The following is a 23,136-nucleotide window of genomic DNA, read 5'->3' as shown; positions in this document are numbered from 1 at the left end:
GACGAGAACGGAGCACCGAGCATGCAGTCCCGGCTGAGCGGCACCGCGATGACCCTCGCCTACGAGCGGCGGACCATCGCGCAGGACCTGAGCGTCGCCGTGCCCGACCGGTCCTTCACGGTCATCATCGGCCCCAACGCCTGCGGCAAGTCCACCCTCCTGCGGGCCCTGTCCCGGCTGCTGAAGCCGGCCGCCGGCGCGGTCCTGCTCGACGGCGAGGACATCCACCAGCAGCCGGCCCGCAGCGTGGCACGCACCCTCGGCCTGCTGCCGCAGACGTCCGTCGCGCCGGACGGCATCGGCGTGGCCGAACTCGTCGCCCGCGGCCGGTACCCGCACCAGGGGCTGCTGCGGCAGTGGTCGCGCGAGGACGAGCGGGTGGTCACCGAGTCGATGGCCGCCACCGGGGTCGCCGACCTGGCCGACCGGGCCGTCGACGAGCTCTCCGGCGGGCAGCGGCAGCGGGTGTGGATCGCGATGGCGCTGGCCCAGCAGACCCCCCTGCTGCTGCTCGACGAGCCGACCACCTACCTGGACATCGCCCACCAGATCGAGATCCTGGACCTCTGCGCCCGGCTGCACGAGGAGCAGGGCCGCACGCTGGTGGCGGTGCTGCACGACCTCAACCACGCCGCCCGCTACGCGACGCACCTGATCGCGATGCGCGAGGGCGAGGTGGTCGCCGCCGGCGCGCCCCGGGAGGTGGTCACCGCCGAGCTGGTCGAGGAGGTCTTCGGGCTGCCCTGCCGCGTGATCGACGACCCGGAGACCGGCACCCCGCTGGTGGTCCCCGCCGCCCGCCGCCGGGCCGCCGCGAGCGCCCCGGCGGTCACCGCCGCCGGCGGGAAGGTGGGCGGGTGACGGGCGTTCGCGCCGGCGGCCCGGGCCGCCGGCCGGACCGCGCCGCGCCGCGGGTCGACCTACTCGCGCATCGACCGGAATCACCGTACGGTGGCACACGATGCGTGATCTCGCCAGCACCTACCGACAGGACGTCGACGGCTTCGGCCGGGTGACGATCCGACCCGTCGACCCCGACACCGACATCGACCTGATCCACGCCTGGGTCAGCCAGGAACGCGCCCGGTTCTGGGGCATGCGCGACGCCGGCCGCGACCGGGTCGAGGAAATCTACCGCTACCTCGACTCGCTCCCCACCCACCACGCCTGGCTGACCCACCGCGACGGCACACCGGTGGCGCTGTTCCAGACCTACGAGCCGGCCGCCGACCCGGTCGGCGAGTGCTACCCGGTCCAGCCCGGCGACCACGGGGCCCACCTGCTGATCGGCCCGCCCGGCGCGGTCGAGCGGGGCTTCACCGGCACCCTGTTGCGCGTGTTCCTCGACTTCGTCTTCGCCGACCCGCGACACCGGCGCGTCGTGATGGAGCCGGACGCGCGCAACGACAAGGCGGTCGAGCGGCTCCTGCGCACCGGCTTCGTCGCCGGCCCGCTGATCGACGTGAACGGCAAGCGGGCCCGGCTGCTCTTCCTCGACCGGGAGACGTTCGAGGCCGACCGGCCCTGAGCCGCGGGACGCTCCCCGGGCGGTCGCCCACCCGGGGAGCGTCGGGGGCTCAGCCGCCCGGTCGCAGCACCCGGCCCGGGCCGGCGACGTTGTCCGCCGCGGCCTGGCTGCGCTGGGCGCCGGTGACGCAGACGTCGTCACCGAGGAACGCCTCGCGCCACACGTAGCCGGCGACGCAGGTGTGCGGGCCGTACGGGCCGTTGACCCAGCGGCTCGTGGCGACGGCGTTGTCCGCGAGCACCTGGGAGCGGGTCGTCCCGGTGACGCAGACGTAGTCGGACTGGTCGGCGTCGCGCCAGACGTACCCGCTGACGCAGGTGTTCGGCCCGGCGACCAGGCGCGCCGGGTTGCGGCGGCTCGCCGCGGCGGCGTTGTCCGAGGCGGCCTGGGTGCGCTGGGCGCCGGTCACGCAGACGTCGTCACCGGAGTACGCCTCCCGCCACACGTAGCCCGAGATGCAGGTGTGCGGGCCGTACGCGCCGTTGGTCCAGCGGCTCGGGGCCGCCGCGTTGTCCGCCCACACCTGGCTGCGGGTCGCCCCGGTCACGCAGACCATGTCGCCCGGCCGGGCCTCCCGCCAGACGTACCCCTGCAGGCAACGGTTCACCACGTCGGTGGTGACGGTGACCGACGCGGAGTTGCCCGAGATCCAGTTCACGCCGATCTGGACCCCGTTGGCGTTGAGCGACTGGGCCGGACCGCCCCCGGGCCCGGTACGCAGCAGCGGGGGCGGAGCTGCCCGGGGAGCGCGGCGGGACGCCTCAGCCGTGCAGCCAGCGGTGGATGCACTGCAACAGGTCGGCGGCGTCGACCGGCTTCGTGACGTAGTCGCTGGCGCCGGAGGAGATGCTCTTCTCCCGGTCGCCGTGCATGGCCTTCGCGGTCACCGCGATGATCGGCAGGTCGGCGTAGCGGGGCATGGCGCGGATGGCCGCCGTCGCGGCGTAGCCGTCCATCTCCGGCATCATCACGTCCATCAGCACGAGGTCGATGTCGTCGTGGCGCATCAGCGTCTCGATGCCCTGCCGGCCGTTCTCGGCGTACACCACGTCGAGCCCGTGCAGCTCCAGGATGTTGGTCAGCGCGAAGACGTTGCGCGCGTCGTCGTCCACCACCAGCACCTTGCGCCCGGCCAGGTCGTCGGGCAGGGCGTCGACGGCGGGACGGACGTCGGGCAGCACCGGGGCGAACGGCAGCACCCGCTCCGGCGTCACCGCCGTGAGGTGCAGGGCGATCCGCTCGCGCAGGTCGTCCAGGCTGCGCAGGACCTCCAACGGCCGCTCGTGGGTCAGCGCCTGCAACAGGGCCTGCGAGCCGGACGGCAGCGGGTGTCCGTGGTACGCCAGCACGGGCACCCCGCGCAGCGCCGGATCGTCGTGCAGCGCCTTCAGCAGGTTCGTACCGCCGTCGTCGGGCAGGTCGAGCTGGAGCACCAGGACGTGGTGCCGCCCGGCGGCGAGCGCCTCGACCGCCGAGGCCACGTCCACCGCGGTGGAGATCTCCACCGGCGGGTGGGCGTCGCCCAGGTCCGCCGCGACGCCCTGGGCGAGCAGCGTCAGCAGCCCCTTGTCGTGGCGCTCCAGTACCAGCATCCGGCGGACCTCGCCGGGCTGGAGGGTCACGGCCGGCGGCAGCGTGGCCGGCGGCGTCCACGGCAGGGTGGCCGGTGACGTCCAGGGCAGCGCGCCGGCACGGCCCGCGGCCGGCAGCGCGCCGGTCGGGCGGTCGTCCGTGGCCGTCGCGTCGCCGGTCCCGGCGGGCACCGGCCCGACGGGCAGGTAGAGGGTGAAGGTGCTGCCCCGGCCGAGCACGCTGCGCGCCTGGATCCGGCCGCCGAGCAGGTGGGCGATCTCCCGGCTGATGGACAGCCCGAGGCCCGTGCCCCCGTACCGCCGGCTGGTCGTGCCGTCGGCCTGCTGGAAGGCGTCGAAGATCGCGGTCAGGTGCTGCTCGGCGATGCCGATGCCGGTGTCGATCACCCGGAACGCGAGGACGACGTCCGTCTGGGCGAGCCCCTCGGGCAGCTCGCCCGGCGCGGCCCGCTCGATGCGCAGCCGTACCCGCCCCTTCTCGGTGAACTTGACCGCGTTGGAGACCAGGTTGCGCAGCACCTGCCGCAGCCGCTGCTCGTCGGTGTGCAGCTCGGTCGGCACGCCCGGCCCGGTGCTGATCTCCAGCTCCAGGCCCCGGGGCGTGGTCAACGGCCGGAAGGTGGCGTCGACGTAGTCGCGCAGCGCGGCCAGCTCGAAGGTCTCCGGGTTGATGTCCATCTTCCCGGCCTCCACCTTGGACAGGTCGAGGATGTCGTTGATGAGCTGGAGCAGGTCGGTGCCGGCCGAGTGGATGACCGTCGCGTACTCCACCTGCTTGGCGGTCAGGTTGCGGTTCGGGTTCTGCGCGAGCAGCTGGGCGAGGATGAGCAGCGAGTTCAGCGGCGTACGCAGCTCGTGGCTCATGTTCGCGAGGAACTCCGACTTGTACTTGGAGGCGAGGGCGAGCTGCTGGGCGCGGGTTTCCAGCTCCTGCCGGGCCTGCTCGATCTCGGAGTTCTTCGTCTCGATGTCGTGGTTCTGCCGGGCCAGCAGGGCCGCCTTGTCCTCCAGCTCGGCGTTGGAGCGCTGGAGCTCCTCGGAGCGGGCCTGCAGCTCCTCCGAGCGGGCCTGCAACTCCGCGGCGAGGCGCTGCGACTCGGTGAGCAGCACGTCGGTACGGGCGTTGGCGACGATGGTGTTGACATTGACGCCGATGGTCTCGGTCAGCTGGTCGAGGAAGTCGCGCTGCACCTCGGTGAAGCGGCTCATGCTGGCCAGCTCGATGACGCCGAGCACCTGGTCCTCGAAGAGGATCGGCAGCACCACCAGGTGCAGCGGGGCGGCGGCGCCGAGGCTGGAGGAGACGGTGACGTAGTCGGCCGGCACGGTGTCCACCACGATGGCCCGCTTGCTCACCGCGGCCTGCCCGACGAGCGAGTCGCCGAGGGCGTACCGGCGGCCGGAGGTGTCGTGCCCGTACCCGCCGACGACCCGCAGGCCCGTCCCGCCGGGGCCGTCGTCCACCAGCAGGAACGTGCCGAGCTGCGCGGAGACCAGCGGGGCCAGCTCGTTCATCACCAGACCGGCGACCACGTCCAGGTCGCGGTGGCCCTGCATCAGGCCGGCGATGCGGGCCAGGTTGGTCTTGAGCCAGTCCTGTTCCTGGTTGGTGCGGGTGGTCTCGCGCAGCGACTCCACCATCGAGTTGATGTTGTCCTTCAGCTCGCCGACCTCGCCGGGGGCGTCCACGGTGATGGAGCGGGTCAGGTCGCCGGTGGCCACCGCGCTGGTCACCTCGGCGATGGCGCGCACCTGGCGGGTGAGGTTCCCGGCCAGCTCGTTGACGTTCTCGGTGAGCCGCTTCCAGGTGCCGGAGACGCCCTCGACCTCGGCCTGGCCGCCGAGGCGGCCCTCGCTGCCGACCTCCCGGGCCACCCGGGTCACCTCGGCCGCGAACGACGACAGCTGGTCCACCATCGTGTTGATGGTGGTCTTCAGCTCCAGGATCTCGCCGCGCGCGTCGACGTCGATCTTCTTGGTCAGGTCGCCCTGGGCCACGGCGGTGGTGACCTGGGCGATGTTGCGGACCTGGCCGGTGAGGTTGTTCGCCATCGAGTTGACGTTGTCGGTGAGGTCCTTCCACGTGCCGGCCACGTTCGGCACCCGCGCCTGCCCGCCGAGGCGGCCCTCGGTGCCCACCTCCCGGGCCACCCGGGTCACCTCGTCGGCGAACGCGCCGAGCGTGCCGACCATCGTGTTGATGGTCTGGGCGAGCACGGCCACCTCGCCCTTGGCCTCCACGGTGATCTGCCGGCTCAGGTCGCCCTGGGCGACGGCCGTGGCGACCAGCGCGATCGAGCGCACCTGGTTGGTGAGGTTGTTGGCCATCTCGTTGACGTTGTCGGTGAGGTCCTTCCACGTGCCGGCCACGTTGGACACCCGGGCCTGGCCGCCGAGGCGGCCCTCGGTGCCCACCTCACGGGCCACCCGCGTCACCTCGTCGGCGAACGCGGAGAGCTGGTCGACCATCGTGTTGATGGTCTCCTTCAGCTCCAGGATCTCGCCGCGCGCGTCGACCCGGATCTTCTGCGTCAGGTCGCCCTTCGCCACCGCGGTGGTCACCTCGGCGATGCTGCGCACCTGGGCGGTGAGGTTGTCCGCCATGACGTTGACCGACTCGGTGAGGTCCTTCCAGGTGCCGGAGACGCCCTTGACGTCCGCCTGGCCGCCGAGGCGGCCCTCGGTGCCCACCTCACGGGCCACCCGCGTCACCTCGTCGGCGAACGACGACAGCTGGTCCACCATCGTGTTGATGGTGTTCTTCAGCTCCAGGATCTCGCCGTGCGCGGTGACGGTGATCTTCTGCGACAGGTCGCCCCGGGCCACCGCCGTGGCCACCTGCGCGATGCTGCGCACCTGGTCGGTCAGGTTGACCGCCATCGAATTCACCGAGTCGGTGAGGTCGCGCCAGGTGCCGGCCACGCCGCTGACCTGGGCCTGACCGCCGAGCCGCCCGTCGGTGCCGACCTCGCGGGCCACCCGGGTCACCTCGTCGGCGAACGACGACAGCTGGTCCACCATCGTGTTGATGGTGCTCTTGAGCTCCAGGATCTCGCCCCGGGCGTCGACGGTGATCTTCTGCGACAGGTCGCCCCGGGCCACGGCCGTGGTGACCTGGGCGATGTTGCGGACCTGGCTGGTCAGGTTGCCGGCCATGAAGTTCACCGAGTCGGTGAGGTCGCGCCAGGTGCCGGCCACGCCGGGCACCTCGGCCTGGCCGCCGAGGCGGCCCTCGCTGCCGACCTCCCGGGCCACCCGGGTCACCTCGTCGGCGAACGACGACAACTGGTCCACCATCGTGTTGATGGTGATCTTCAGCTCCAGGATCTCGCCGCGCACGTCCACGGTGATCTTCTGCGACAGGTCGCCCCGGGCCACCGCCGTGGCCACCTCGGCGATGTCGCGGACCTGGTCGGTCAGGTTGCCCGCCATGGCGTTGACGGAGTCGGTGAGGTCCTTCCAGGTGCCCGACACCCCGGGCACCTCGGCCTGGCCGCCCAACTGTCCCTCGGTGCCGACCTCCCGGGCCACCCGGGTCACCTCGGAGGTGAACAGCGACAACTGGTCGACCATGCCGTTGAAGACCGTGGCGATCTCCCCGAGCAGGCCGTCGGCGTCCTCCGGCAGCCGGGTGCCGAAGTCACCGTCGCGTACCGCCGTCAGGCCGGCCAGCAGCTGCCGGAGCCCCGGGTCGGCCATCGCCGCGGCCCCTCCGGTCGCCGGGTTGCGCCGCGACGCCGTCTTCTCGACCACCACAACCACCTCGCGCAGCAGCCGGGGGCCCGCCCGCCGGCACAACATCGACCGCGCAAGTATGCACAGGCCGGTCGCCGCACGCGCGCCGGCCGGTGCCCCGCGACGCCCGCCGTCCGGCGGCTGCGCACCGGCACGGTTACCAGGGGCGCGGCGCGGGTAGAGGCGACGCTCGAACCGGTCCGACCGGAACGGGGGACTCGCCGGGGCGGTCCTCGGCGCCGGCCCGGCGAGCGGGTCCGGTGTGGAGCGCGCGCCCCACCGGAGAAGGAGTGCCGACGGTGCGACAGTGGTGGCGGGGCGCGCGCGGACGGATCCGCGACGACGGCATGACCGTGGTCGAGCTGACCCTCGCCGCGACCGCCGCCTGGATGCTCGCCGCGCGGGTGATCGGCCACCCGGACCCGTTCTTCGCGCCCACGGCCGCGCTGGTCGTCCTGGGCGAGGCACGGGGACGGCGGGTCCGGCAGACGGTGGAGATCCTGCTCGGGGTCGCGGCCGGGGTGCTCGTCGCCGAGCTGCTGGTGTACGCGCTCGGCCCCGGCACCGGCACCGTCTTCCTGGTGCTGTTGCTGACCACCGGCCTGATGGTGGCGATCGGGGCGCGCACCACCCTCGTGGTGCAGGCGGCGGTCTCCGCGATGTACCTGGTGGCGGTCGCCGCGCCCAGCGGCACGCTGATGCCCTTCCGGTTCGTCGACGCGCTGATCGGCGGCGCGGTCGCGCTGGCCGCGAGCCAGCTCCTGGCGGCCCGCGACCCCCTCGCCCCGCTGGTGCGGGAAGCCCGGCAGAGCTTCGCCGACCTCGCCGGGGTGCTCGACGCGCTCGACGACGCGCTCGCCCGCTGCGACGAGACCGCCGCCCGGACGGCGCTGGACCGGTCCCGGGAGCTGGACGACTGCGTGGACCGGCTGCGCACGGCGGTCCGGGCCACCGGGGAGACGCTGCGGTTCCGGGTCCGCCGGCGGCGGCACGTCGGGCAGGTACGGGAGGTGGAGGCGACCGCCCGGCAGCTGGACTACGCCGTGCGCAACGTCCGGGTCCTGGCCCGCGCCGGGGTGACGCTGACCCGGCTGTGCGCCGACACTCCGCCGGAGCTGGGCGACGCGATCCCCGCCCTGGCCGCCGCCGTACGCGCCGCTGGCGAGTCCGTCGCGACCGACCTGACCGGCGAGGACGCCGCCCGGCACGCCGCCCGGGCCGACGAGGCGGCCATGACCGCGGTCCGGGTCGCCGGCCGGCTGCTCGCGTCCGACCCGGCGCTGCCCGTCACGATGATCGTCGGCCAGATCCGGGCGACCGCCATCGACCTGCTGCGTGGGGTGGGCCACGACGACGTGGCCGTGCTGGAACGGGTGGACGAGGCGCTCGGGGTGGTGCCCGCTCAGGTGGCGTCGCAGCGCTCCGAGAGCGCGTAGCGGACCAGCACGACATCGCCGATCTGGCGGGTCTCCGCCACCCGCGCCCGGCGGCCGGGATGCCAGGGGAAGGTCCCGTCGCCGACGAACCGGGGCGCCCGCCCGTCACCGACGAAGAACGGGGCCAGGACCAGGTGCAGCTCGTCGGCGAGGCCGGCGGTGAGGAACTGCCCGAGCACGCTCGCCCCGCCCTCCACCATCAGCCGGTCCACCCCCCGGCCGGCCAGGTCCGCCAGCAGCCACGCCGGGTCCACCGGCTCGCCCGCGTCCACCACGGTGGCCCGGCCCGCCAGCCGCTCCCCCGTCTTCTGCACCGCGGGGGTGGCACAGTAGACGATCCGGTCGGCGTCGCCGGTGGTGAAGAAGCGGGCCGTCGGGTCCAGGTCGCCGCAGCCGGTCACCGTCACCTTGGCCGGGGAGGCGGGCAGGCCGCGCGCGACGCGTTCGGCGCGCCGCCGCGCGGAACGGACCACCAGACGCGGGTCGTCGCGGCGGACCGTGCCCGCACCGACCAGGATCGCGTCGCAGCCCGCCCGGACCGCGTCGACCCGGTCCAGGTCGGCCTCGTTGGACAGCAGCAACCGCTGCCCGCTCGCGTCGTCGAGGTAGCCGTCCATCGACGTGGCGCAGCTGAGCAGGACGTACGGGCGGTCAGTCACGGACGAGGGGCAGGTCGAGGGCGTGCCCGCCACGCCCGGCCTTCGCCGCCAGGTAGCCGGCGTTCGCCGGGGACAGGTGCACCCCGGTGGGTACGCGCGCGGTGACCGTCACCCCGAGCCGCTGAAGCTGTGCGGCCTTGTCCGGGTTGTTGCTCAGCAGGGCGGCCCGGTCCACGCCCAGGGCGGCGAGCATCTGCGCGGCCACGGTGTAGTCCCGCTCGTCGGGCTGGTGGCCCAGCGCCAGGTTCGCCTCGTAGGTGTCCAGTCCGGCGTCCTGCAACGCGTACGCGTCGAGCTTGGCGTACAGGCCGATGCCGCGTCCCTCCTGCCGCAGGTAGAGCAGGTAGCCGCCGGCGTCGGCGATGCGTTCGACCGCCTCGCGCAGTTGGGGGCCGCAGTCGCAGCGCCGGCTGCCGAACACGTCCCCGGTCAGGCACTCGCTGTGCGGGCGGACCAGCGGCGGCGACGGGCGCGCCGTGGCCCTGTCGACGGGACCGGCCCGGTCGCCCAGGCCGAACGCGAGGTGCTCCCGGCCGTCGACGAGACCGTCGAAGGAGAACACCCGGGCGGTGGTGAGGTATCCGTCGGGGAACCGCAGCGGCACGGTGACCTGCGTACGGACCGTGGCGGCGGGCGGGGATTCGGGCATCGGGCTCCTCGTCAGACGGTGCCGGCGGACACGCGGACACGGCGGACCAGCAGGACGGCGGCGCCGGGCAGGCTGGCGGCGAGCACCAGGACCCCGTACACCGTGGCGGTGGCGACGCCCTCGGCGGCGCTCAGGCCGGCGGCGCCGAACGCCCACGCGGCCACGCCCTCACGGGGGCCGAAGCCGGCGACGTTCACCGGCAGCCCCATGGCCAGCAGCGCCAGCAGGGTCAGCGGCACCAGCAGGGTCAGCGGCGCGGTGGAGCCGGCGGTGCGCGCGGCCAGGACGAACGTGGCGAGGTGCCCGGCGACGGCCACGGTGGAGGCCACGAGCACGCCCAGCCAGGCGCGGCGGCCGAGCAGCCCGGCGCGCACGTCGGCCACCGCCGCACGCGCCGCGCGCGCCCACCGCGACGGCCCGGCGGCGGGCAGCGCGCGGGCCAGCAGGACGACGCCCAGCCCGGCGGCGGCCAGCAGCGCCGCCACCGCCGGCAGGTGGGGCCGCACCGGCGACGGGAACGCGGCGAGCACGACCACCGCCACGGCGGCCAGCACGACCTGCCCGGCGACGCGTTCCCACACCACCGCGCGCACCCCCCGGCCGACGTCGCCGACGTCGCGGCCGTGCCGCACCGCCCGGTGCACGTCGCCGAGCACACCGCCGGGGAGAGTCGAGTTCAGGAACACCGCCCGGTAGCAGTGCGCGAGCGCCGTCGGCAGCGGCAGCCGCACCCCCAGCCCGTTGGCGACGAGGCTCCACCGCCAGGCGCAGCAGCCGGTGGTCAGCGCTCCGATGGCGACGGCGGCGGCCAGCACCGGGCCGTCGACCAGGCGGAGCCCGGCGAGGAACGGGCCGGTGCCCAGCCAGCCCAGCAGCACGGCCAGCACGCCCCCGCCGCCGAGCGCCCGCGCCCACGGCCAGCACCGGCGCGCCACCGGCCGGGTCCTGCCCGGACGCCCGCCCCGCCGGTGGGCGCGCACCGGCGGGGCGCCCGGTTCAGCCACAGCCGGCCAGCAGGTCGAGGTGGTCGACCAGCACGTCGAGCCGGCCGGCGGCGATCTCGGCGCGGCGCCGGCGGGCGTACGCCCGGGTCGGGCCGATCAGCTCGGGCCGCTGCTCGCAGGCGGCGTCGAGCCAGCCGGTGAACCACTCGCCGGCCAGCTCCGCCCGCTGCGGGCCGAGCCGCCACGGGCTGGGCCGCAGGACCACGTCGACGCCGTGCCGGGCGAACGCCGCCGCGCAGGCGTGCACGGCGTCCGGCCCGAGCAGGGCGCGCCCGTCGACCGTGCGGCGCTGGTGGTCGTCGAACGCGGCGGCGATCCGCCCGTCCCACGGATCCGCCGGGGTGAGCCGCACCCCGCCGGTCACCGACAGGGCCAGCAGGGCCGGGCGGCCCGCCCCGGCGCAGGCCGCGACGAGCCGCTCGATCTCCGCCGCGGTGAGCATGTCCAGCAGCGCGGACGCGGTGACCAGCGACGCCTCGGCCAGGTCGGCGGCCGTCAGCCGGGTGAGGTCGCCGCGGCGGACCTCGACGGTGACCGGGTCGCCGTCGCCGGCGGCGACGGGCATCCCGGCGGCCGCGCGGGCGAGCAGGTCGGCGTCGGTGTCGTGCAGGATCCAGTGCTGCGGGCCGGGCAGCCGCGGCGCCAGCCAGCGACCCATGGAGCCGGTGCCGGCGCCGAGGTCGTGCACGACGAGCGGCCCGGCGCCGGCCAGCCGGCGACGCACGACATCCACCAGGTCCACGGCGCGGGCCGCCGCGTCGGCGGGCTCCCGCAGCGCCAGCCAGTGCGCGAAGCGCGGCGGCAGGTGCCCGGTCATGCCGCGGCCGTCCCGGCCAGCACCGCGCCCGCGACGGTCGCGGGGACGGCCCAGTCGTCGAGCGTGCGCCGCCGCCCGCGCGCCGCCCGCCGCAGCGCCCGACGCAGGTCGGGCTCACCGAGCCAGCGCCGCAGCGCGCCGGCCAGGGCCGCCGGGTCGTCGGGCGGCACGAGCAGTCCCGGCGCCGCGCCGTCGGGCGCGCGGCCCAGGGCCTCGGGCAGCCCGCCGGCCGCCGTGGCGAGCACCGGCACGCCCCGCGCGAGGGCCTCGGTGACCACCATCCCGTACGTCTCCCGGCGCGAGGCCAGCACCAGCAGGTCGGCGGCGGCGTACGCGGCGTGCAGGGCCGCCCCGGTGCGCGGGCCGACCAGACGCACCCGGTCGGCGAGACCGTGCCCGGTCACCCGCCGCCGCAGGGCCGCCACGAACCCCGGGTCCCGGGTCAGCGGCCCCACGCAGACGCAGGTCCAGGGCAGGTCGGCGACCGCCGCCAGGGCCTCCACCAGCACGTCGTGACCCTTGTGCGGGGCGAGGGCGGCGACGCAGAGCAGGTTCCCGCCGGCCGGTGACCCGGGCGCGGGCGGGGCCGGGTCCACCCCGGGCCGGGCGACGTGCACCCGGTCGGCCGGCAGCGCGTACCGGTCGCGCAGCCGTCGCCGGGTCCACTCGCTGGTGGTGACGACCGCGCCGGCGGCGGCCAGGGCGGCGGCCTCGGCGTCGTGCTCCAGCGGCAGGTGCACGACGACGACGAGGCGCAGCCGCCGGGCGTGCGGGGCGAGCACCTCCGGCACGCACGAGGCGACCAGCCCGTCGAGCAGGACCGGCGACCCGTCGGGCAGCGCCGCGAGCACCGAGGCGAGCCCGGCGCGCGCGGCCCGGTCGGGGCGGGGCCAGTCGCCGGGCACGGCGTGTTCGCGGACCGTCCAGCCGGCCGCCGCGAGGCCCCGGCAGAGCCGGCGGTCGTAGCCGTTGCCGCCGCTCGGCTCGGCCGGGTCGTCGATGTCGTTGGGCAGCACGACGTGCACCGTCGCCATTCAGAGCGACCGTTCGTAGCTGGCCCAGGCGACGTGCGACTCGTGCAGCGTGACGGTGATGCCGGCCAGGGCGCGCGCGCCCGCGCCGAGGTCGCCGGCGCGTACCCGCTCGGCGAGGCGGTCGGCGACCGCGCGGGCCAGCACCTCGGTGGTCGTGTTCACCCCGGCGAAGGCCGGGTCGTCGTCGAGGTTGCGGTAGGTCAGATCCCCGAGCACCGCCTTGAGCTGGTCGGTGGCGAGCCCGATGTCGACCACCACGCCGTCGGCGTCGAGGTCGGCGCGGCGGAAGGTGGCGTCCACGACGAAGGTCGCCCCGTGCAGGCGCTGCGCCGGGCCGAACACCTCCCCCCGGAAACTGTGGGCGATCATCATGTGGTCTCGGACGGTCACGCTGAACACGGGTCACTCTCCGTCGTAGGTGATGAGGTGGCACAGTGCGGGCAGGCTGCCGGCGGTCAGCCGGGCCAGCACGTCGGGCAGCTCCGCGAAGCGGGACTCGCCGGTGAGCAGCGCGTCGAAGGCGGGATCGGCGAGCAGCTCCAGGGCGAGCCCCAGCCGGTCGGCGAAGCTGCGGCTCCCCCGTCGGGCCGGCGCAACGGCGCCCACCTGGCTGCCGCGCACGCTCAGCCGTCCGGAGTGGAACGCCCCGCCCAGCGCCAGCGCGACGGTGCGGTCGCCGTACCAGCTCAGCTCGACGACGGTGCCCTCCGGCCGGAGCAGCTCCAGCGAGCGTTGCAGGCCGGCGGCGGTGGCGCTGGCGTGCACCACGAGGTCCCGCCCGCCGGCGGCCTCCTCCGGCGGGGCGAAGCCGACCCCGAGTGCCGCGGCGACCATCGCCCGGGCCGGGTCGGTGTCGACCAGCTCCACCCGCACGCCCGGGAAGCGGGCGAGCAGCGCCGCCACGCAGCAGCCGACCATGCCGCCGCCGACCACGCTCACCCGGTCGCCGACCAGGGGCGCGGCGTCCCAGAGCGCGTTCACCGCCGTCTCCACCGTCCCGGCGAGCACCGCGCGGGCGGGCGGCACCGCGTCCGGCACGGGCACCACCGCGCCGGCCGGGACCACGTACGCGGTCTGGTGCGGGTGCAGGCAGAACACGGTACGGCCGCGCAGCTCGGCCGGGCCCCGCTCGACCACCCCCACGTTGAGGTAGCCGTACTTCACCGGTGCCGGGAAGTCCCCCTCCTGGAACGGGGCGCGCATCGCCGCGTGCTGGTCGGCGGGGACGCGACCGGCGAAGACCAGCGTCTCCGTGCCCCGGCTGACGCCCGAATACCGGCTGCGGACGAGCACCTCGTCCGGGCCGGGGTCAGCGAGCGGAGCCGACCGGATCTCACCCTCGCCGGGCGTACGCAGCCAGAAGGCGCGCGCCTCACCGGTCACCGGCTCCTCCTCACCCGCATCCGGGGCGAACCGAACGGCGGTATTTCCCGTAGTTCCTGTCGGATGTCGTCGACGATAGACACGGAGGCACGGTGCCCACGGTTCGAAAAGACCCGGCGATCGGGCTGATCGTCCAGATTGTCCTGTTGGCGGGGCTGGCCGCGACGGTCGGTCTCGGCCCGGCGGGCTGGCTCGCCGGGGCCGCGTACGGGGCGGCGCTGTGCCTGACCCTCGACCGGGGGCTGCGCCGGTCGGGCGCGTACGCCCTCGGGCCGGCCGACCGGGTGACGCTGGCCCGGGCGCTCCTCGTCGGCGGCGTGACGGCGCTGACCGGGGACGCGCTCGCCCCGACCGCCGTCGACCGGGCCGCGTCGGTCGGGGTGCTGGTCGCCCTCACCGCCGTGGCGCTGGCCCTCGACGCCGTCGACGGGTACGTGGCCCGGCGCACCGGCACCGCCAGCGCGCTGGGTGCCCGCTTCGACATGGAGGTCGACGCGTTCCTCATCCTCGTCCTCGGGGCGGCCGTCGCGCCCGCCGTGGGCGCCTGGGTGCTCGCCCTCGGCGCCATGCGGTACGCGTTCGTCGCCGCCGGATGGGTGCTGCCCTGGCTGCGCCGGCCGCTGCCCCCGAGGTACTGGCGCAAGGTCGTCGCGGCGGCGCAGGGCGTGCTGCTGCTGGTCGCGGCCGCCGGGGTGCTGCCCGGACCGGGCGCCGCGCTGGTGCTGGCGGTGGCACTGGCTCTGCTCGTCGAATCGTTCGGCCGCGACGTCGGGTGGCTGTGGCGGCGGCGCTCCGCCCGGACGGTGCCGCCGGACGCCCCACGCCGCCGGATCCGGCCCACGGCGGTACGCCCCGACCTCGTCGCCGCCCGTGACTGACCGGCCCTCGTCGCCGCCCGCGACCAACCCGACCTCGTCGCCGCCCGCGACCAACCCGACCTCGTCGCCGCCCGCGACCGGCCGGTCGACTGCCGGGGCGTGCGGCCGTACCTCCGAAGGAGCGGGCGGGAGGCGGCGGGGCGCGGCGCGGGTGACGACCGCGCTGGCCGCCCTGCTCGTGCTGGCCGCCCTGACCGCGCCGCACCAGCCCGCCCGGCTCACGCCCGGCGCGTTCGTGCGGGTGCCCCTCGAAGGCCTGCTCGTGGTCGCCGTGCTGCTCGCCCTGCCGGCCCGCGCGCGGCGGCCGGTGGCGGCGCTCGTCGGCGCGCTGCTCGGGTTGCTGGCCCTGCTGAAGGTCGCCGACCTGGGCTTCCTCACGACCCTCGGCCGCCCCTTCGACCTGGTCCTCGACTGGGCCCTGCTCGACGACGCGCTCGGGTTCCTCACCGATTCGGCCGGGCGGGCGGGCGCCGCCGGGGCGGGCGTCGCGGCCGTGCTGCTGCTCGCCGCCGTGCTCGTCGCGACGACGCGGTCCGTGCTGCGGCTGACCCCCCTGCTGGTGCGGCACCGCGCCGCCACCCGGCGCACGGTCGCCGCACTGGCGGTCGTCTGGCTGGCCTGCGCCGCCTTCGGCGTGCGGGTGTCCCCCGGCGTGCCGGTGGCCGACGCCGCCGCGACCGACCTGGTCGGCGACCACGCCCGCCAGGTGCGCGCCCGGCTGCGCGACCGGGAGGTCTTCGCGGCCCAGGTCGGCGTCGACGCGTTCCGGGACGCCCCCGGCGACCGCCTGCTGACCGCGCTGCGCGGCAAGGACGTGGTGGTCGCCTTCGTGGAGAGCTACGGGCGCGACGCGGTGGAGAACCCGGAGTACGCCCCGGGCGTGGGCGCCGTGCTGGCCGACGGGGACCGCCGGCTGCGGGCCGCCGGCTTCGCCTCGCGCAGCGGGTTCCTCACCTCGCCCACCACCGGCGGCGGCAGCTGGCTGGCCCACGCCACGCTGCTGTCCGGCATGTGGGTGGACAACGACCAGCGGCACCGCAGCCTGCTGGCCAGCGACCGGTTGACGCTGGGCGGCGCCTTCCGGCGGGCCGGCTGGCGCACGGTGGGGGTGATGCCGGCCGCCACCCGGCCCTGGCCGGAGGGGGCCTTCTTCGGCTACGAACGCTTCTACGACGCCCGCAGCCTCGGCTACCGGGGGCCGACGTTCAGCTACGCCCCGATGCCCGACCAGTACACTCTGGCGACCTTCGAGCGCCTGGAACGCTCCCGGGCGGATCGTGCCCCGGTGATGGCCGAGATCGCGCTCGTGTCCAGCCACTCCCCCTGGACGAAGATCCCGCGCCTCGTCGACTGGTCGCGGGTCGGCGACGGGACGGTCTTCCACGGCGCCACCACCGGCAACCCGTCGTCGCAGCCCCGCGCCGGCTACCGCCGGTCCGTCGAGTACTCCCTGGGCACCCTCGTGTCCTACCTGGAGACTCACGGCGACGACGACCTCGTGCTGGTCTTCCTCGGCGACCACCAACCCGCTCCGGTCGTCACCGGCGCCGGGGCGAGCCGGGACGTGCCGGTCACCGTCGTCGCCCGGGACCCGGCCGTGCTCGACCGGATCTCGGGATGGGGCTGGGACGACGGACTCCGGCCCGGGCCCCGCGCGCCGGTCTGGCCGATGGACGCCTTCCGCGACCGGTTCCTCACCGCCTTCGGCGGCTGACCCCGCCCGCGCGACACCGTGGGCGGCCCGCCCCCGGAGTGCCCGACGGCCCGCCTCAGCAGCACCGGGCGAGGGCCACCGTCGGGGCACCGGACGGAGACCGCGTCGGGGCACCGAGCGGGCCACCCCGGGGCACCGGGCGGGGCGCCGTCGGGCGCGGGCCCGTCGGGGCGTCCGCAGCACGGGCCGAGTCGCGTCAGCGGGGTGCCACGAGGCCGGCGTAGTCGTCGGCGGTCAGGGGCCGCCGGGACAGCGAACCGTCGGCGCGCGGCACCCCCAGCGGGGCCCCGGCCCGGAAGAAGGCCACGGTGTCGACGTCGGAGCGGGCGGTCAGGGTGCAGACGATCTGCCCGAAGGCGAGGACCTCGTCGCTGCGGCCCGTCTCGTCGCCGGCCCCGCCGAGGTCCACGTCGACCTCGTTGCCCCGGGGCCGGGCGGCGGCGACCGGCACGGCCCCGGGCAGCGCCGTCGTGAGGCCCCGGTCACGCTCGGCGGTGGTCGGGCCGGCCAGCAGGTGCTGGAGCTGGGCGTCGACGGTGGGCGTGCCGTCGACCCGACGCTCGACGCGGACCAGCCGGTCGTCGCTGACGAAGCAGAGGACCTCCGTCGTCCGCCCAGCCGTCAGGGTGGGGGTCGGTGTCGCCACGATCGCCCCCGGCGAGGGGAACGGCCCGGGCGGGGGTGCCACGGCGCGCGGGGCGCCCTCGGTGGGGACGCCGCAGCCGCCCAGCAGCCCCAGGACGACGAGCGCGCCGCCGACGGCCCGCCACCGGCCCGGCCGGCGCGCCCGCCGGCGGGACGCGGGCGGAGGGCTCGCGGGGGCGGCGCCGGTCGCGGCGGGAGGGGGGCTCGAGGGCGCGCGGCAGGTCGCGGCGGGCGACGGCCGCACGGGCGCGCGGCGGGTCACGGCAGCACCCCGGGCAGCTCGACCCGGAAACGGGCGCCCCCGCCGGGGCGGTCGCCCGCGCCGGCCCGCCCCCGGTGCGCGGCGGCGTGCTGCGCGACGATGGCCAGCCCGAGCCCGGTGCCGTCGCCGTCGCCACGCGAGTGCGCGGCCCGGCCACGGACGAAGCGGTCGAAGATGGGGTCACGGTCCTCCGGCGGCACGCCCGGCCCCTCGTCGTCGACCTCGACGATCCCCGTCCCGTCCCGCTGCGACAGCCGCACGGCCACCGGCCCGCCGCCGTGGCGCAGCGCGTTGTCGACCAGGTTGGCCAGGATCTGCTCGACCCGACGCTCGTCGACCAGCCAGGTGGGCGGGACACCCGCGCCGACCCGGACGAGCGTGGCCGGCAGCCCACGGACCTGACAGACGCGGCGGGCCAGCGCCGCCACGTCGACCGGCGTCCGGTCGACCGGCTGGTCGCTGCGGGCGAGCTGGATGAGGTCGTCGACCAGCTGCTGGAACCGGGTGATCTCGTCGGCCACGAGGCCGGCGGCGGTGGCGGTGCGCTCGTCGAGGTGGGCCCGGCGACGGGCCAGGACGCTGGCCGCGGCCGAGAGGGTCTGCAACGGCGAGCGCAGCTCGTGGCTGACGTCGGCGGCGAAGCGCCGGTCCCGCTCGATACGCCGGGAGAGCTGGTCGACCATGTGGTTGAAGGACGTGGAGAGCCGGGTGAGATCGGGGTCGGTGGTCGCGGCGAGCCGGGCGGAGAAGTTGCCCGCCGCGATCTCCTGCGCGGCGTCGGCCACCGCCGTCAGCGGCCGCAAACTGTGTCGGGTGGCGTACCAGCCCAGCGCGGCGCCGGACCCGGCGACCACGATGGCCACGGCGGTCAGTGCCAGCGCCAGGACCCGCAGGGTCTGGTCCAGCTCGCGCAGCGACGTCAGCTCGTAGTAGCTGGTGGACGGGGCCAGCGGCAGGCCGACGAGCAGGGTGGGCTGGCCGTTGACCCGGACCCGCTGCACGGCCGGTTCCCCGGCGTGGACGAGCTGTTGCAGGTCGACCGGGATGGCGGCGGTCAGGCCGGCGTCGGCCGTACGGGCGTACCAGTCGTCGCCCCGGTGCAGCAGCGGCCGGCGGTTGCCGCCGGTGTCGAGCGACCGCAGCACCTCCACCACGTCGGGTGCCTCCGTGTCCAGGCCCGTACGCACCACCGCCGCGTCGAAGTACGCCGCCCGCACGGCGGTGCGCTCCCGCTCGTCCAGCAGGGATCGCCTGGTCAGCTCGTACGAGACCAGCGCCATCGAGGCCGACAGCAGCAGCGCGCCGACCGCGAAACCGGCGGACACCCGGGCCCGCAGTCCGAGGCGCCTCACCGGGTCAGCTTGTAGCCGAGACCGCGCAGGGTGACCAGGTGCCGGGGGTTGCCCGGATCGTCCTCGATCTTCTGCCGCAGCCGACCCACGTGCACGTCGACGAGCCGCTCGTCACCGGTGTCGTAGCCCCAGACCCGTTGCAGCAGCTGGTGGCGCGACAGCACCCGGCCGGCGTGCTCGGCCAGCTCGCACAGCAGCCGGAACTCGGTGCGCGTGACCTGCACCGGCTGCCCCGCCAGGCGTACCTCCCCGGCGTCCGGGCTGATCTCCAGCTGCCCGAAGGCGAGCACCGGTACGGGGTCGGGCGCCGCCCGGGCCCGGCGCCGCAGAGCGCGCAGCCGCGCCGACAGTTCCTTGATCGCCACCGGCTTGACCACGTAGTCGTCGGCCCCCGCCTCCAGTGCCGCGACGATGTCGTGGGTGTCGTCGCGGGCGCTGACCACCACGATCGGCACGTCGTCGTCGCGGCGCAGCCGCCGGATGCACTCGAAGCCGTCGAGGCCCGGCAGCATCAGGTCGACCAGTACGGTGTCGGCCGGTTCCCGACGCTGCCGCAGCAGTCCCTCCTCGGCGGTGGCCACGCCCCGGACGCGGTAGCCCTCGTCCTCGAGCGCGAGCAGCAACGCCAGACGGATCCGGTCGTCGTCCTCAATCACCAGCACGTCCGTCATACCGGCATCATCCCCAAGGCGGCGACGGGCGCCCAACCGTGTCCGGCGTTCGGCGGTTTTGTCACGCAACTGTCATACAACCGCGTGACCCGCGCCACGGGCGGCGCCGAGGGTGGTGGGGAAACACCCGTGGGCCGGCTGCCGTCGGCCAGCCGGCCCGGCAGGAGGGACCAGATGACCGTCGCCGGTCTCCTCACCGCGCTCGCCGTCGGCCTCCTCGTCGCCGGGGCGGGCTGGTGGGTGACCCCGCGCCGGCGGGAGGTGCCGGCCTGGCTGGCCCTGGTGGCGGGGATCGTCACCGCGCTGCTCGGCGTCATCCTGGCCCGCATCGTCGGCCTCGACACCGACCGGTCGGGCGCGTGGCGCGTCGGCGTGCCGGCCGCCTCGGCCGTCGTCGGCGTCGCCCTCGTGGCGGCCACGGCCGGTCCCCGGCGCGCCGCCGCCCCGCCGCGCGGGACGGGGCCGGACCTCGACACCGCCCAGACGCCGCCGGTCGCGGGCCGGCGCGTGGCACGGCCCGACCTCCCATGGAGGAAGACACGATGACCGTCGTACCGGACGAGCACCTGATGACGCTGATCTGCGACAGCTGCGGGGACACGACCACGGGCACCGCCTGCGTCCTGCCCGACGCCGAGGTCGTCTGGACCCTGGTGGCCGAACACGGCTGGAGCGGCTCGCCGTTCGCCACGGGCCCGCACCGCTGTCCCCGGTGCAGCCTGCCGGGTCTCGAAGGTGACGCCACCGGTCAGGGCGGGGTGCCGGGCGGCGGGGTGCCGGGCGTCGACCACCTCGACGACGTCGCGGCGGCGACGGCCGCCGGGAACGTCGACGTCGACACCACCGACGAGCTGCGGGCCGCCCTGCGGCATGCGGTGGACGTCGGCGGGCACGTGGTGGTCGACCTGACCCGGGTGCGCCTCATCGACGCCGGCGGGCTCGCGCTGCTCGTCCGGGCACACCGCGACGCCCGGGAGCGCGGCGCGGTGCTCTGCCTGGCCGCTCCGTCCCGTTTCATCCGCACCGTGCTGCACACCATGCGGCTCGACGGGCTGTTCCCGGTCTTCGCGAGCCCGCAGGAGGCGGTCCGGCGGCTCTCCCCGGGCGGGGCAGGTGACACCGCCGGGCTGGTGGCCGCCGCCGCCGGGCCGGATCCGCGCGGCCTCCGCGCGGCGGCGGTGACCGACGCGTCGTCCCGCTGACCCGATCGCCGGGCCCGGGTGGCCCGGCCGCAGACCATCGAGAGGAAGCCCGCCATGCTCATCCCCTGGCCGTACCCGGACGAGGGCGGGTTCCGCCCCGAGCCGCCGGGCCCCTCGCCCGACGACGAGGACGGCCGGTTGGCGGCGCTGGTCGCCCAGCGGTTGACTAGCGACTGGACCACCCGTCGCCAGCAGATCGTGGTGACCGTGCAGAACCGCGTCGTCATCCTCGCGGGCATCGTGGCCGGCCCGGACACCCGTCGGGTGGCCGGCGAGATCGCCTGGGACGTCCGGGGCGTCGCCGACGTCTGCAACGCCCTGCGGCTCGCCGCCTCGCGCCGGCCCCGCCACTGAGCGCCCGCCCCGCCACCGAGCGCCCGCCCCTTCATCGAACGCCCGCTCACGGCGACCGCCGCGGCGTCCGGCCGGGTGGGACCGGTCCTCCCGGCCGGAGGCGATCCGGCGGACCGGCGTCCCGGGGACGGGTCAGGCCGCGGGCTGGTCGAGCGGGCAGGCGTACGCCGTGCGGCCGCCCAGCTGCCACGTGCGCACCCGGGCACCGCAGCGCCGGCAGGTCGGCCGCTTGTAGACCCACCGCTCGTCGGGCGCCGCCGGGTCGCTGACCACCTGGCCGGCGTCGCGGCCCAGCGCCAGGTACCCGACGGCGAACTCCCACAGCCGGCGGGCCGGCGCCGGCCCGACCGCCCGGGCGTCCGAGTCGAGGCCGGCGAGGAAGAGCAGCTCCGCCCGCCAGGCGTTGCCGAGGCCCGCCCACACCGCCTGGTCGAGCAGCGCGGCGCCGACCGCGCCCCTGGCGGCGCCGAGCCGGCGGACGGCGTCCTCGCCGTCGGCGTCGGCGCGCAGCGGGTCCGGGCCGAGCGAGGCCCGCAGCGCGCGCTCGCCGTCGTCCGGGAGCGGTTCGCAGCGGATGGGCGCGATCAGGTCGTACGCGACGCCGGTGCGGGCCAACCGCAGCCGGACGCCCTTGCGGGGCGGGACGGCCGGGTCCTCGTGGCGCAGGAACAGCCCGCGCATGCCGAGGTGCACGTGCAGGGCCGGCGCGTCGTCGACGTGGTAGAGCAGGTGCTTGCCGTACGCCTCCACCGCGCGCAACCGCCGCCCGTCGTACGGGCCGGCGTCGAGGCGACCCTGCGGGCTGGACACGGCGAGGACCTGCCCGGCGAGTGCGGCCTGCTGGTCGCGCGCGTACCGGTGGACGAGGTGGCCCTCGGGCATGCGGTCCGGGTACCCGAGGCACGGGCGCGAAAACGGCGCGACCGGGATGCGGGAACAACGGCGATCGGTCCGCAGTTGTCCCTTTCGTGACCGACGTTGTCCCGCACCCGCGGCTGTTCGACATCCGGCGGATCTACGTGGAGCCGGAGGCCGCCGCGCTGCCCCGTGGGCGGGCCGTGCTGGAGCGCTTTCCCGACGCGGAGCGCGTCGAGGTCGAGAGCCACTCCCGCATCCCGGAGCTGTACGGGGACGAGACGAACGCGGCCCGGTGGGTGCGGATCAAGACGGAGGCCCTGGTGCTGGGGGTCAAGAAGTCCCTCACCGCCCGCCCGAACGGCCGCTCGGCCGACTTCATCGCCCCTTCCACGGCGAACGGCTGCGCGATGGCGTGCGCCTACTGCTACGTGCCGCGCCGCAAGGGCTACAGCAACCCTGTGACGGTCTTCGCCAACATCGACCGGATCACCGGCTACCTGGGTCGGCACGTGGGCCGGCAGGGTGTCAAGGGTGAGCCGAACCAGTGCGACCCCGCCGCCTGGGTCTACGACATCGGCGAGAACTCCGACTGCTCGTTGGACGCCCGCATCTCCGACAACGTCCGGGACCTGGTGACGCTGTTCCGGGGCCTGCCCACGGCGAAGGCCACGTTCGCCACGAAGCACGTCAACCGTGACCTGCTCGACTGGGATCCCCGGGGCCGGACCCGCGTCCGGTTCTCGCTGATGCCGGCCCGCGACGCCAAGCTGCTCGACATCCGGACGTCCCCGGTCGCGGAGCGGTTGGCCGCCGTCGACGACTTCGTCGCGGCCGGCTACGAGGTGCACGTCAACTTCAGCCCGGTGGTGGTCCGCGACGGGTGGCTGGACGACTGGGCGGAGCTGCTCGACCAGCTCGACGACGCGCTCGGGCCCGCCGCCAAGGCACAGCTCGCCGCCGAGGTCATCTTCCTGACCCACAACGACCGGCTGCACGAGGTGAACCTGGGCTGGCACCCGAAGGCCGAGGAGATCCTCTGGCGGCCGGATCTCCAGCAGCCGAAGCGGTCGCAGACCGGCGGCTGGAACGTGCGGTACCGCACCGGCAGCAAGGGCGCCTACGTGGCGGCATTGACGGACCTGATCGCCGCGAAGGCGCCGTACTGCCGGGTCCGCTACGCGTTCTGACCGCTCCCGTTCACGGAAAGCAGTTCAGGGCCACCCCGGAAAGGGGTGACCCTGAACTGAACGATTGTCCGGCGGTGTCCTACTCTCCCACACCCTCCCGAGTGCAGTACCATCGGCGCTGGAGGGCTTAGCTTCCGGGTTCGGAATGTAACCGGGCGTTTCCCCTCCGCCATGAC

At 75.7% G+C, this 23,136-nt stretch carries 20 protein-coding genes, 1 rRNA gene and 1 pseudogene; 8 read left to right on the top strand and 14 right to left on the bottom strand.

The features are described 5' to 3' along the window. Nucleotides 1-21: 21 nt before the first annotated feature. Both RM555_RS28715 and RM555_RS28710 read left to right on the top strand, forming a co-directional pair. A complete protein-coding gene (locus RM555_RS28715; protein WP_311414646.1) occupies nucleotides 22-861 on the top strand; it encodes an ABC transporter ATP-binding protein in 840 nt (279 codons plus the stop codon). Between the two features lie 100 nt (nucleotides 862-961). Then, nucleotides 962-1,528, top strand: a complete 567-nt coding sequence (locus RM555_RS28710; RefSeq protein ID WP_311414645.1) for a GNAT family N-acetyltransferase — start codon at nucleotides 962-964, stop codon at nucleotides 1,526-1,528. 49 nt (nucleotides 1,529-1,577) lie between these two features. On the opposite strand, the gene RM555_RS28705 is transcribed toward RM555_RS28710, so the two are convergent. Both RM555_RS28705 and RM555_RS28700 read right to left on the bottom strand, forming a co-directional pair. Next, a complete protein-coding gene (locus tag RM555_RS28705; RefSeq protein ID WP_311414644.1) occupies nucleotides 1,578-2,186 on the bottom strand; it encodes a hypothetical protein in 609 nt (202 codons plus the stop codon). A 103-nt stretch (nucleotides 2,187-2,289) separates the two neighbouring features. Continuing rightward, nucleotides 2,290-6,873, bottom strand: coding sequence for a HAMP domain-containing protein (locus tag RM555_RS28700; RefSeq protein ID WP_449560156.1), 4,584 nt, complete (start codon nucleotides 6,871-6,873; stop codon nucleotides 2,290-2,292). 281 nt (nucleotides 6,874-7,154) lie between these two features. On the opposite strand from RM555_RS28700, the gene RM555_RS28695 reads away from it, so the two are divergent. After that, complete coding sequence (locus RM555_RS28695) at nucleotides 7,155-8,291, top strand: FUSC family protein (protein WP_311414643.1); 1,137 nt, start codon at nucleotides 7,155-7,157, stop codon at nucleotides 8,289-8,291. On the opposite strand, the gene RM555_RS28690 is transcribed toward RM555_RS28695, so the two are convergent. The 7 genes from RM555_RS28690 to RM555_RS28660 are packed head-to-tail and all read right to left on the bottom strand — an operon-like array spanning nucleotide 8,258 to nucleotide 13,837. Further along, complete coding sequence (locus RM555_RS28690) at nucleotides 8,258-8,950, bottom strand: RibD family protein (RefSeq protein WP_311414642.1); 693 nt, start codon at nucleotides 8,948-8,950, stop codon at nucleotides 8,258-8,260. The two genes, RM555_RS28695 and RM555_RS28690, sit on opposite strands and share 34 nt — an antisense overlap. Beyond that, a complete protein-coding gene (locus RM555_RS28685; protein ID WP_311414641.1) occupies nucleotides 8,943-9,599 on the bottom strand; it encodes a GTP cyclohydrolase II in 657 nt (218 codons plus the stop codon). The genes RM555_RS28690 and RM555_RS28685 overlap by 8 nt, the downstream gene beginning before the upstream one ends. 11 nt (nucleotides 9,600-9,610) lie before the next feature. After that, nucleotides 9,611-10,579: a lysylphosphatidylglycerol synthase transmembrane domain-containing protein gene (locus RM555_RS28680; RefSeq protein ID WP_396888860.1), complete on the bottom strand. Its 969-nt coding sequence runs from the start codon at nucleotides 10,577-10,579 to the stop codon at nucleotides 9,611-9,613. Between the two features lie 16 nt (nucleotides 10,580-10,595). Then, nucleotides 10,596-11,420 (bottom strand): methyltransferase domain-containing protein, encoded by an 825-nt coding sequence (locus RM555_RS28675; protein WP_311414639.1) that lies wholly within the window; start codon nucleotides 11,418-11,420, stop codon nucleotides 10,596-10,598. Further along, nucleotides 11,417-12,454 (bottom strand): glycosyltransferase family 4 protein, encoded by a 1,038-nt coding sequence (locus RM555_RS28670; protein WP_311414638.1) that lies wholly within the window; start codon nucleotides 12,452-12,454, stop codon nucleotides 11,417-11,419. The genes RM555_RS28675 and RM555_RS28670 overlap by 4 nt, the downstream gene beginning before the upstream one ends. After that, nucleotides 12,455-12,853, bottom strand: a complete 399-nt coding sequence (locus RM555_RS28665) for a 6-pyruvoyl trahydropterin synthase family protein (RefSeq protein ID WP_311414637.1) — start codon at nucleotides 12,851-12,853, stop codon at nucleotides 12,455-12,457. A 3-nt stretch (nucleotides 12,854-12,856) separates the two neighbouring features. Next, a complete protein-coding gene (locus RM555_RS28660; RefSeq protein ID WP_311414636.1) occupies nucleotides 12,857-13,837 on the bottom strand; it encodes a zinc-dependent alcohol dehydrogenase in 981 nt (326 codons plus the stop codon). A gap of 92 nt (nucleotides 13,838-13,929) precedes the next feature. On the opposite strand from RM555_RS28660, the pseudogene RM555_RS31100 reads away from it, so the two are divergent. Next, a pseudogene (locus RM555_RS31100) lies at nucleotides 13,930-16,429 on the top strand (CDP-alcohol phosphatidyltransferase family protein). A gap of 196 nt (nucleotides 16,430-16,625) precedes the next feature. On the opposite strand, the gene RM555_RS28645 reads toward RM555_RS31100, so the two are convergent. The 3 genes from RM555_RS28645 to RM555_RS28635 all read right to left on the bottom strand — a co-directional run bounded on the left by RM555_RS28645 (nucleotide 16,626) and on the right by RM555_RS28635 (nucleotide 19,359). Then, nucleotides 16,626-17,168 carry a GerMN domain-containing protein gene (locus RM555_RS28645; RefSeq protein ID WP_311414665.1) on the bottom strand — a complete coding sequence of 181 codons (543 nt, stop codon included), beginning with the start codon at nucleotides 17,166-17,168 and terminating at the stop codon, nucleotides 16,626-16,628. 164 nt (nucleotides 17,169-17,332) lie between these two features. Further along, nucleotides 17,333-18,688: a sensor histidine kinase gene (locus tag RM555_RS28640; RefSeq protein ID WP_311414635.1), complete on the bottom strand. Its 1,356-nt coding sequence runs from the start codon at nucleotides 18,686-18,688 to the stop codon at nucleotides 17,333-17,335. Next, nucleotides 18,685-19,359 (bottom strand): response regulator transcription factor, encoded by a 675-nt coding sequence (locus tag RM555_RS28635; protein ID WP_311414634.1) that lies wholly within the window; start codon nucleotides 19,357-19,359, stop codon nucleotides 18,685-18,687. The genes RM555_RS28640 and RM555_RS28635 overlap by 4 nt, the downstream gene beginning before the upstream one ends. Nucleotides 19,360-19,533: 174 nt before the next feature. Between RM555_RS28635 and RM555_RS28630 the strand changes: the two genes are divergently transcribed. The 3 genes from RM555_RS28630 to RM555_RS28620 are packed head-to-tail and all read left to right on the top strand — an operon-like array spanning nucleotide 19,534 to nucleotide 20,915. Then, nucleotides 19,534-19,905, top strand: a complete 372-nt coding sequence (locus RM555_RS28630; RefSeq protein ID WP_192581595.1) for a GlsB/YeaQ/YmgE family stress response membrane protein — start codon at nucleotides 19,534-19,536, stop codon at nucleotides 19,903-19,905. Next, entirely contained in the window at nucleotides 19,902-20,561 is a 660-nt protein-coding gene (locus tag RM555_RS28625) for an STAS domain-containing protein (RefSeq protein ID WP_311414633.1), read from the top strand. The genes RM555_RS28630 and RM555_RS28625 overlap by 4 nt, the downstream gene beginning before the upstream one ends. A gap of 54 nt (nucleotides 20,562-20,615) precedes the next feature. Further along, nucleotides 20,616-20,915 carry a BON domain-containing protein gene (locus tag RM555_RS28620; RefSeq protein ID WP_311414632.1) on the top strand — a complete coding sequence of 100 codons (300 nt, stop codon included), beginning with the start codon at nucleotides 20,616-20,618 and terminating at the stop codon, nucleotides 20,913-20,915. A 132-nt stretch (nucleotides 20,916-21,047) separates the two neighbouring features. Here the strand turns inward: RM555_RS28620 and RM555_RS28615 are convergent, their stop codons facing one another. Beyond that, the gene (locus RM555_RS28615) at nucleotides 21,048-21,797 is read right to left on the bottom strand and encodes a DNA-formamidopyrimidine glycosylase family protein (RefSeq protein WP_311414631.1); all 750 of its coding nucleotides are present in this window, start codon (nucleotides 21,795-21,797) and stop codon (nucleotides 21,048-21,050) included. Between the two features lie 86 nt (nucleotides 21,798-21,883). On the opposite strand from RM555_RS28615, the gene RM555_RS28610 reads away from it, so the two are divergent. Further along, the gene (locus RM555_RS28610; protein WP_311414630.1) at nucleotides 21,884-22,960 is read left to right on the top strand and encodes a spore photoproduct lyase family protein; all 1,077 of its coding nucleotides are present in this window, start codon (nucleotides 21,884-21,886) and stop codon (nucleotides 22,958-22,960) included. Nucleotides 22,961-23,026: 66 nt separating this feature from the next. On the opposite strand, the gene rrf is transcribed toward RM555_RS28610, so the two are convergent. Then, a 5S ribosomal RNA gene (gene rrf / locus RM555_RS28605) occupies nucleotides 23,027-23,136 on the bottom strand; the annotation flags it as partial.

Source organism: Micromonospora reichwaldensis, from assembly GCF_031845925.1.
Lineage (GTDB): Bacteria > Actinomycetota > Actinomycetes > Mycobacteriales > Micromonosporaceae > Micromonospora > Micromonospora reichwaldensis.
This window is presented reverse-complemented; position numbering and strand designations above follow the sequence as displayed.

What these genes read in the sequence shown, in the direction of transcription:
- RM555_RS28715 (WP_311414646.1), top strand. Translation starts at nt 22, where the DNA reads ATGCAGTCCCGGCTGAGCGGCACCGCGATGACCCTCGCCTACGAGCGG.
- RM555_RS28710 (WP_311414645.1), top strand. Translation starts at nt 962, where the DNA reads ATGCGTGATCTCGCCAGCACCTACCGACAGGACGTCGACGGCTTCGGC.
- RM555_RS28685 (WP_311414641.1), bottom strand. Translation starts at nt 9,599, where the DNA reads ATGCCCGAATCCCCGCCCGCCGCCACGGTCCGTACGCAGGTCACCGTG.
- RM555_RS28675 (WP_311414639.1), bottom strand. Translation starts at nt 11,420, where the DNA reads ATGACCGGGCACCTGCCGCCGCGCTTCGCGCACTGGCTGGCGCTGCGG.
- RM555_RS28670 (WP_311414638.1), bottom strand. Translation starts at nt 12,454, where the DNA reads ATGGCGACGGTGCACGTCGTGCTGCCCAACGACATCGACGACCCGGCC.
- RM555_RS28635 (WP_311414634.1), bottom strand. Translation starts at nt 19,359, where the DNA reads ATGACGGACGTGCTGGTGATTGAGGACGACGACCGGATCCGTCTGGCG.
- RM555_RS28630 (WP_192581595.1), top strand. Translation starts at nt 19,534, where the DNA reads ATGACCGTCGCCGGTCTCCTCACCGCGCTCGCCGTCGGCCTCCTCGTC.
- RM555_RS28625 (WP_311414633.1), top strand. Translation starts at nt 19,902, where the DNA reads ATGACCGTCGTACCGGACGAGCACCTGATGACGCTGATCTGCGACAGC.
- RM555_RS28620 (WP_311414632.1), top strand. Translation starts at nt 20,616, where the DNA reads ATGCTCATCCCCTGGCCGTACCCGGACGAGGGCGGGTTCCGCCCCGAG.
- RM555_RS28615 (WP_311414631.1), bottom strand. Translation starts at nt 21,797, where the DNA reads ATGCCCGAGGGCCACCTCGTCCACCGGTACGCGCGCGACCAGCAGGCC.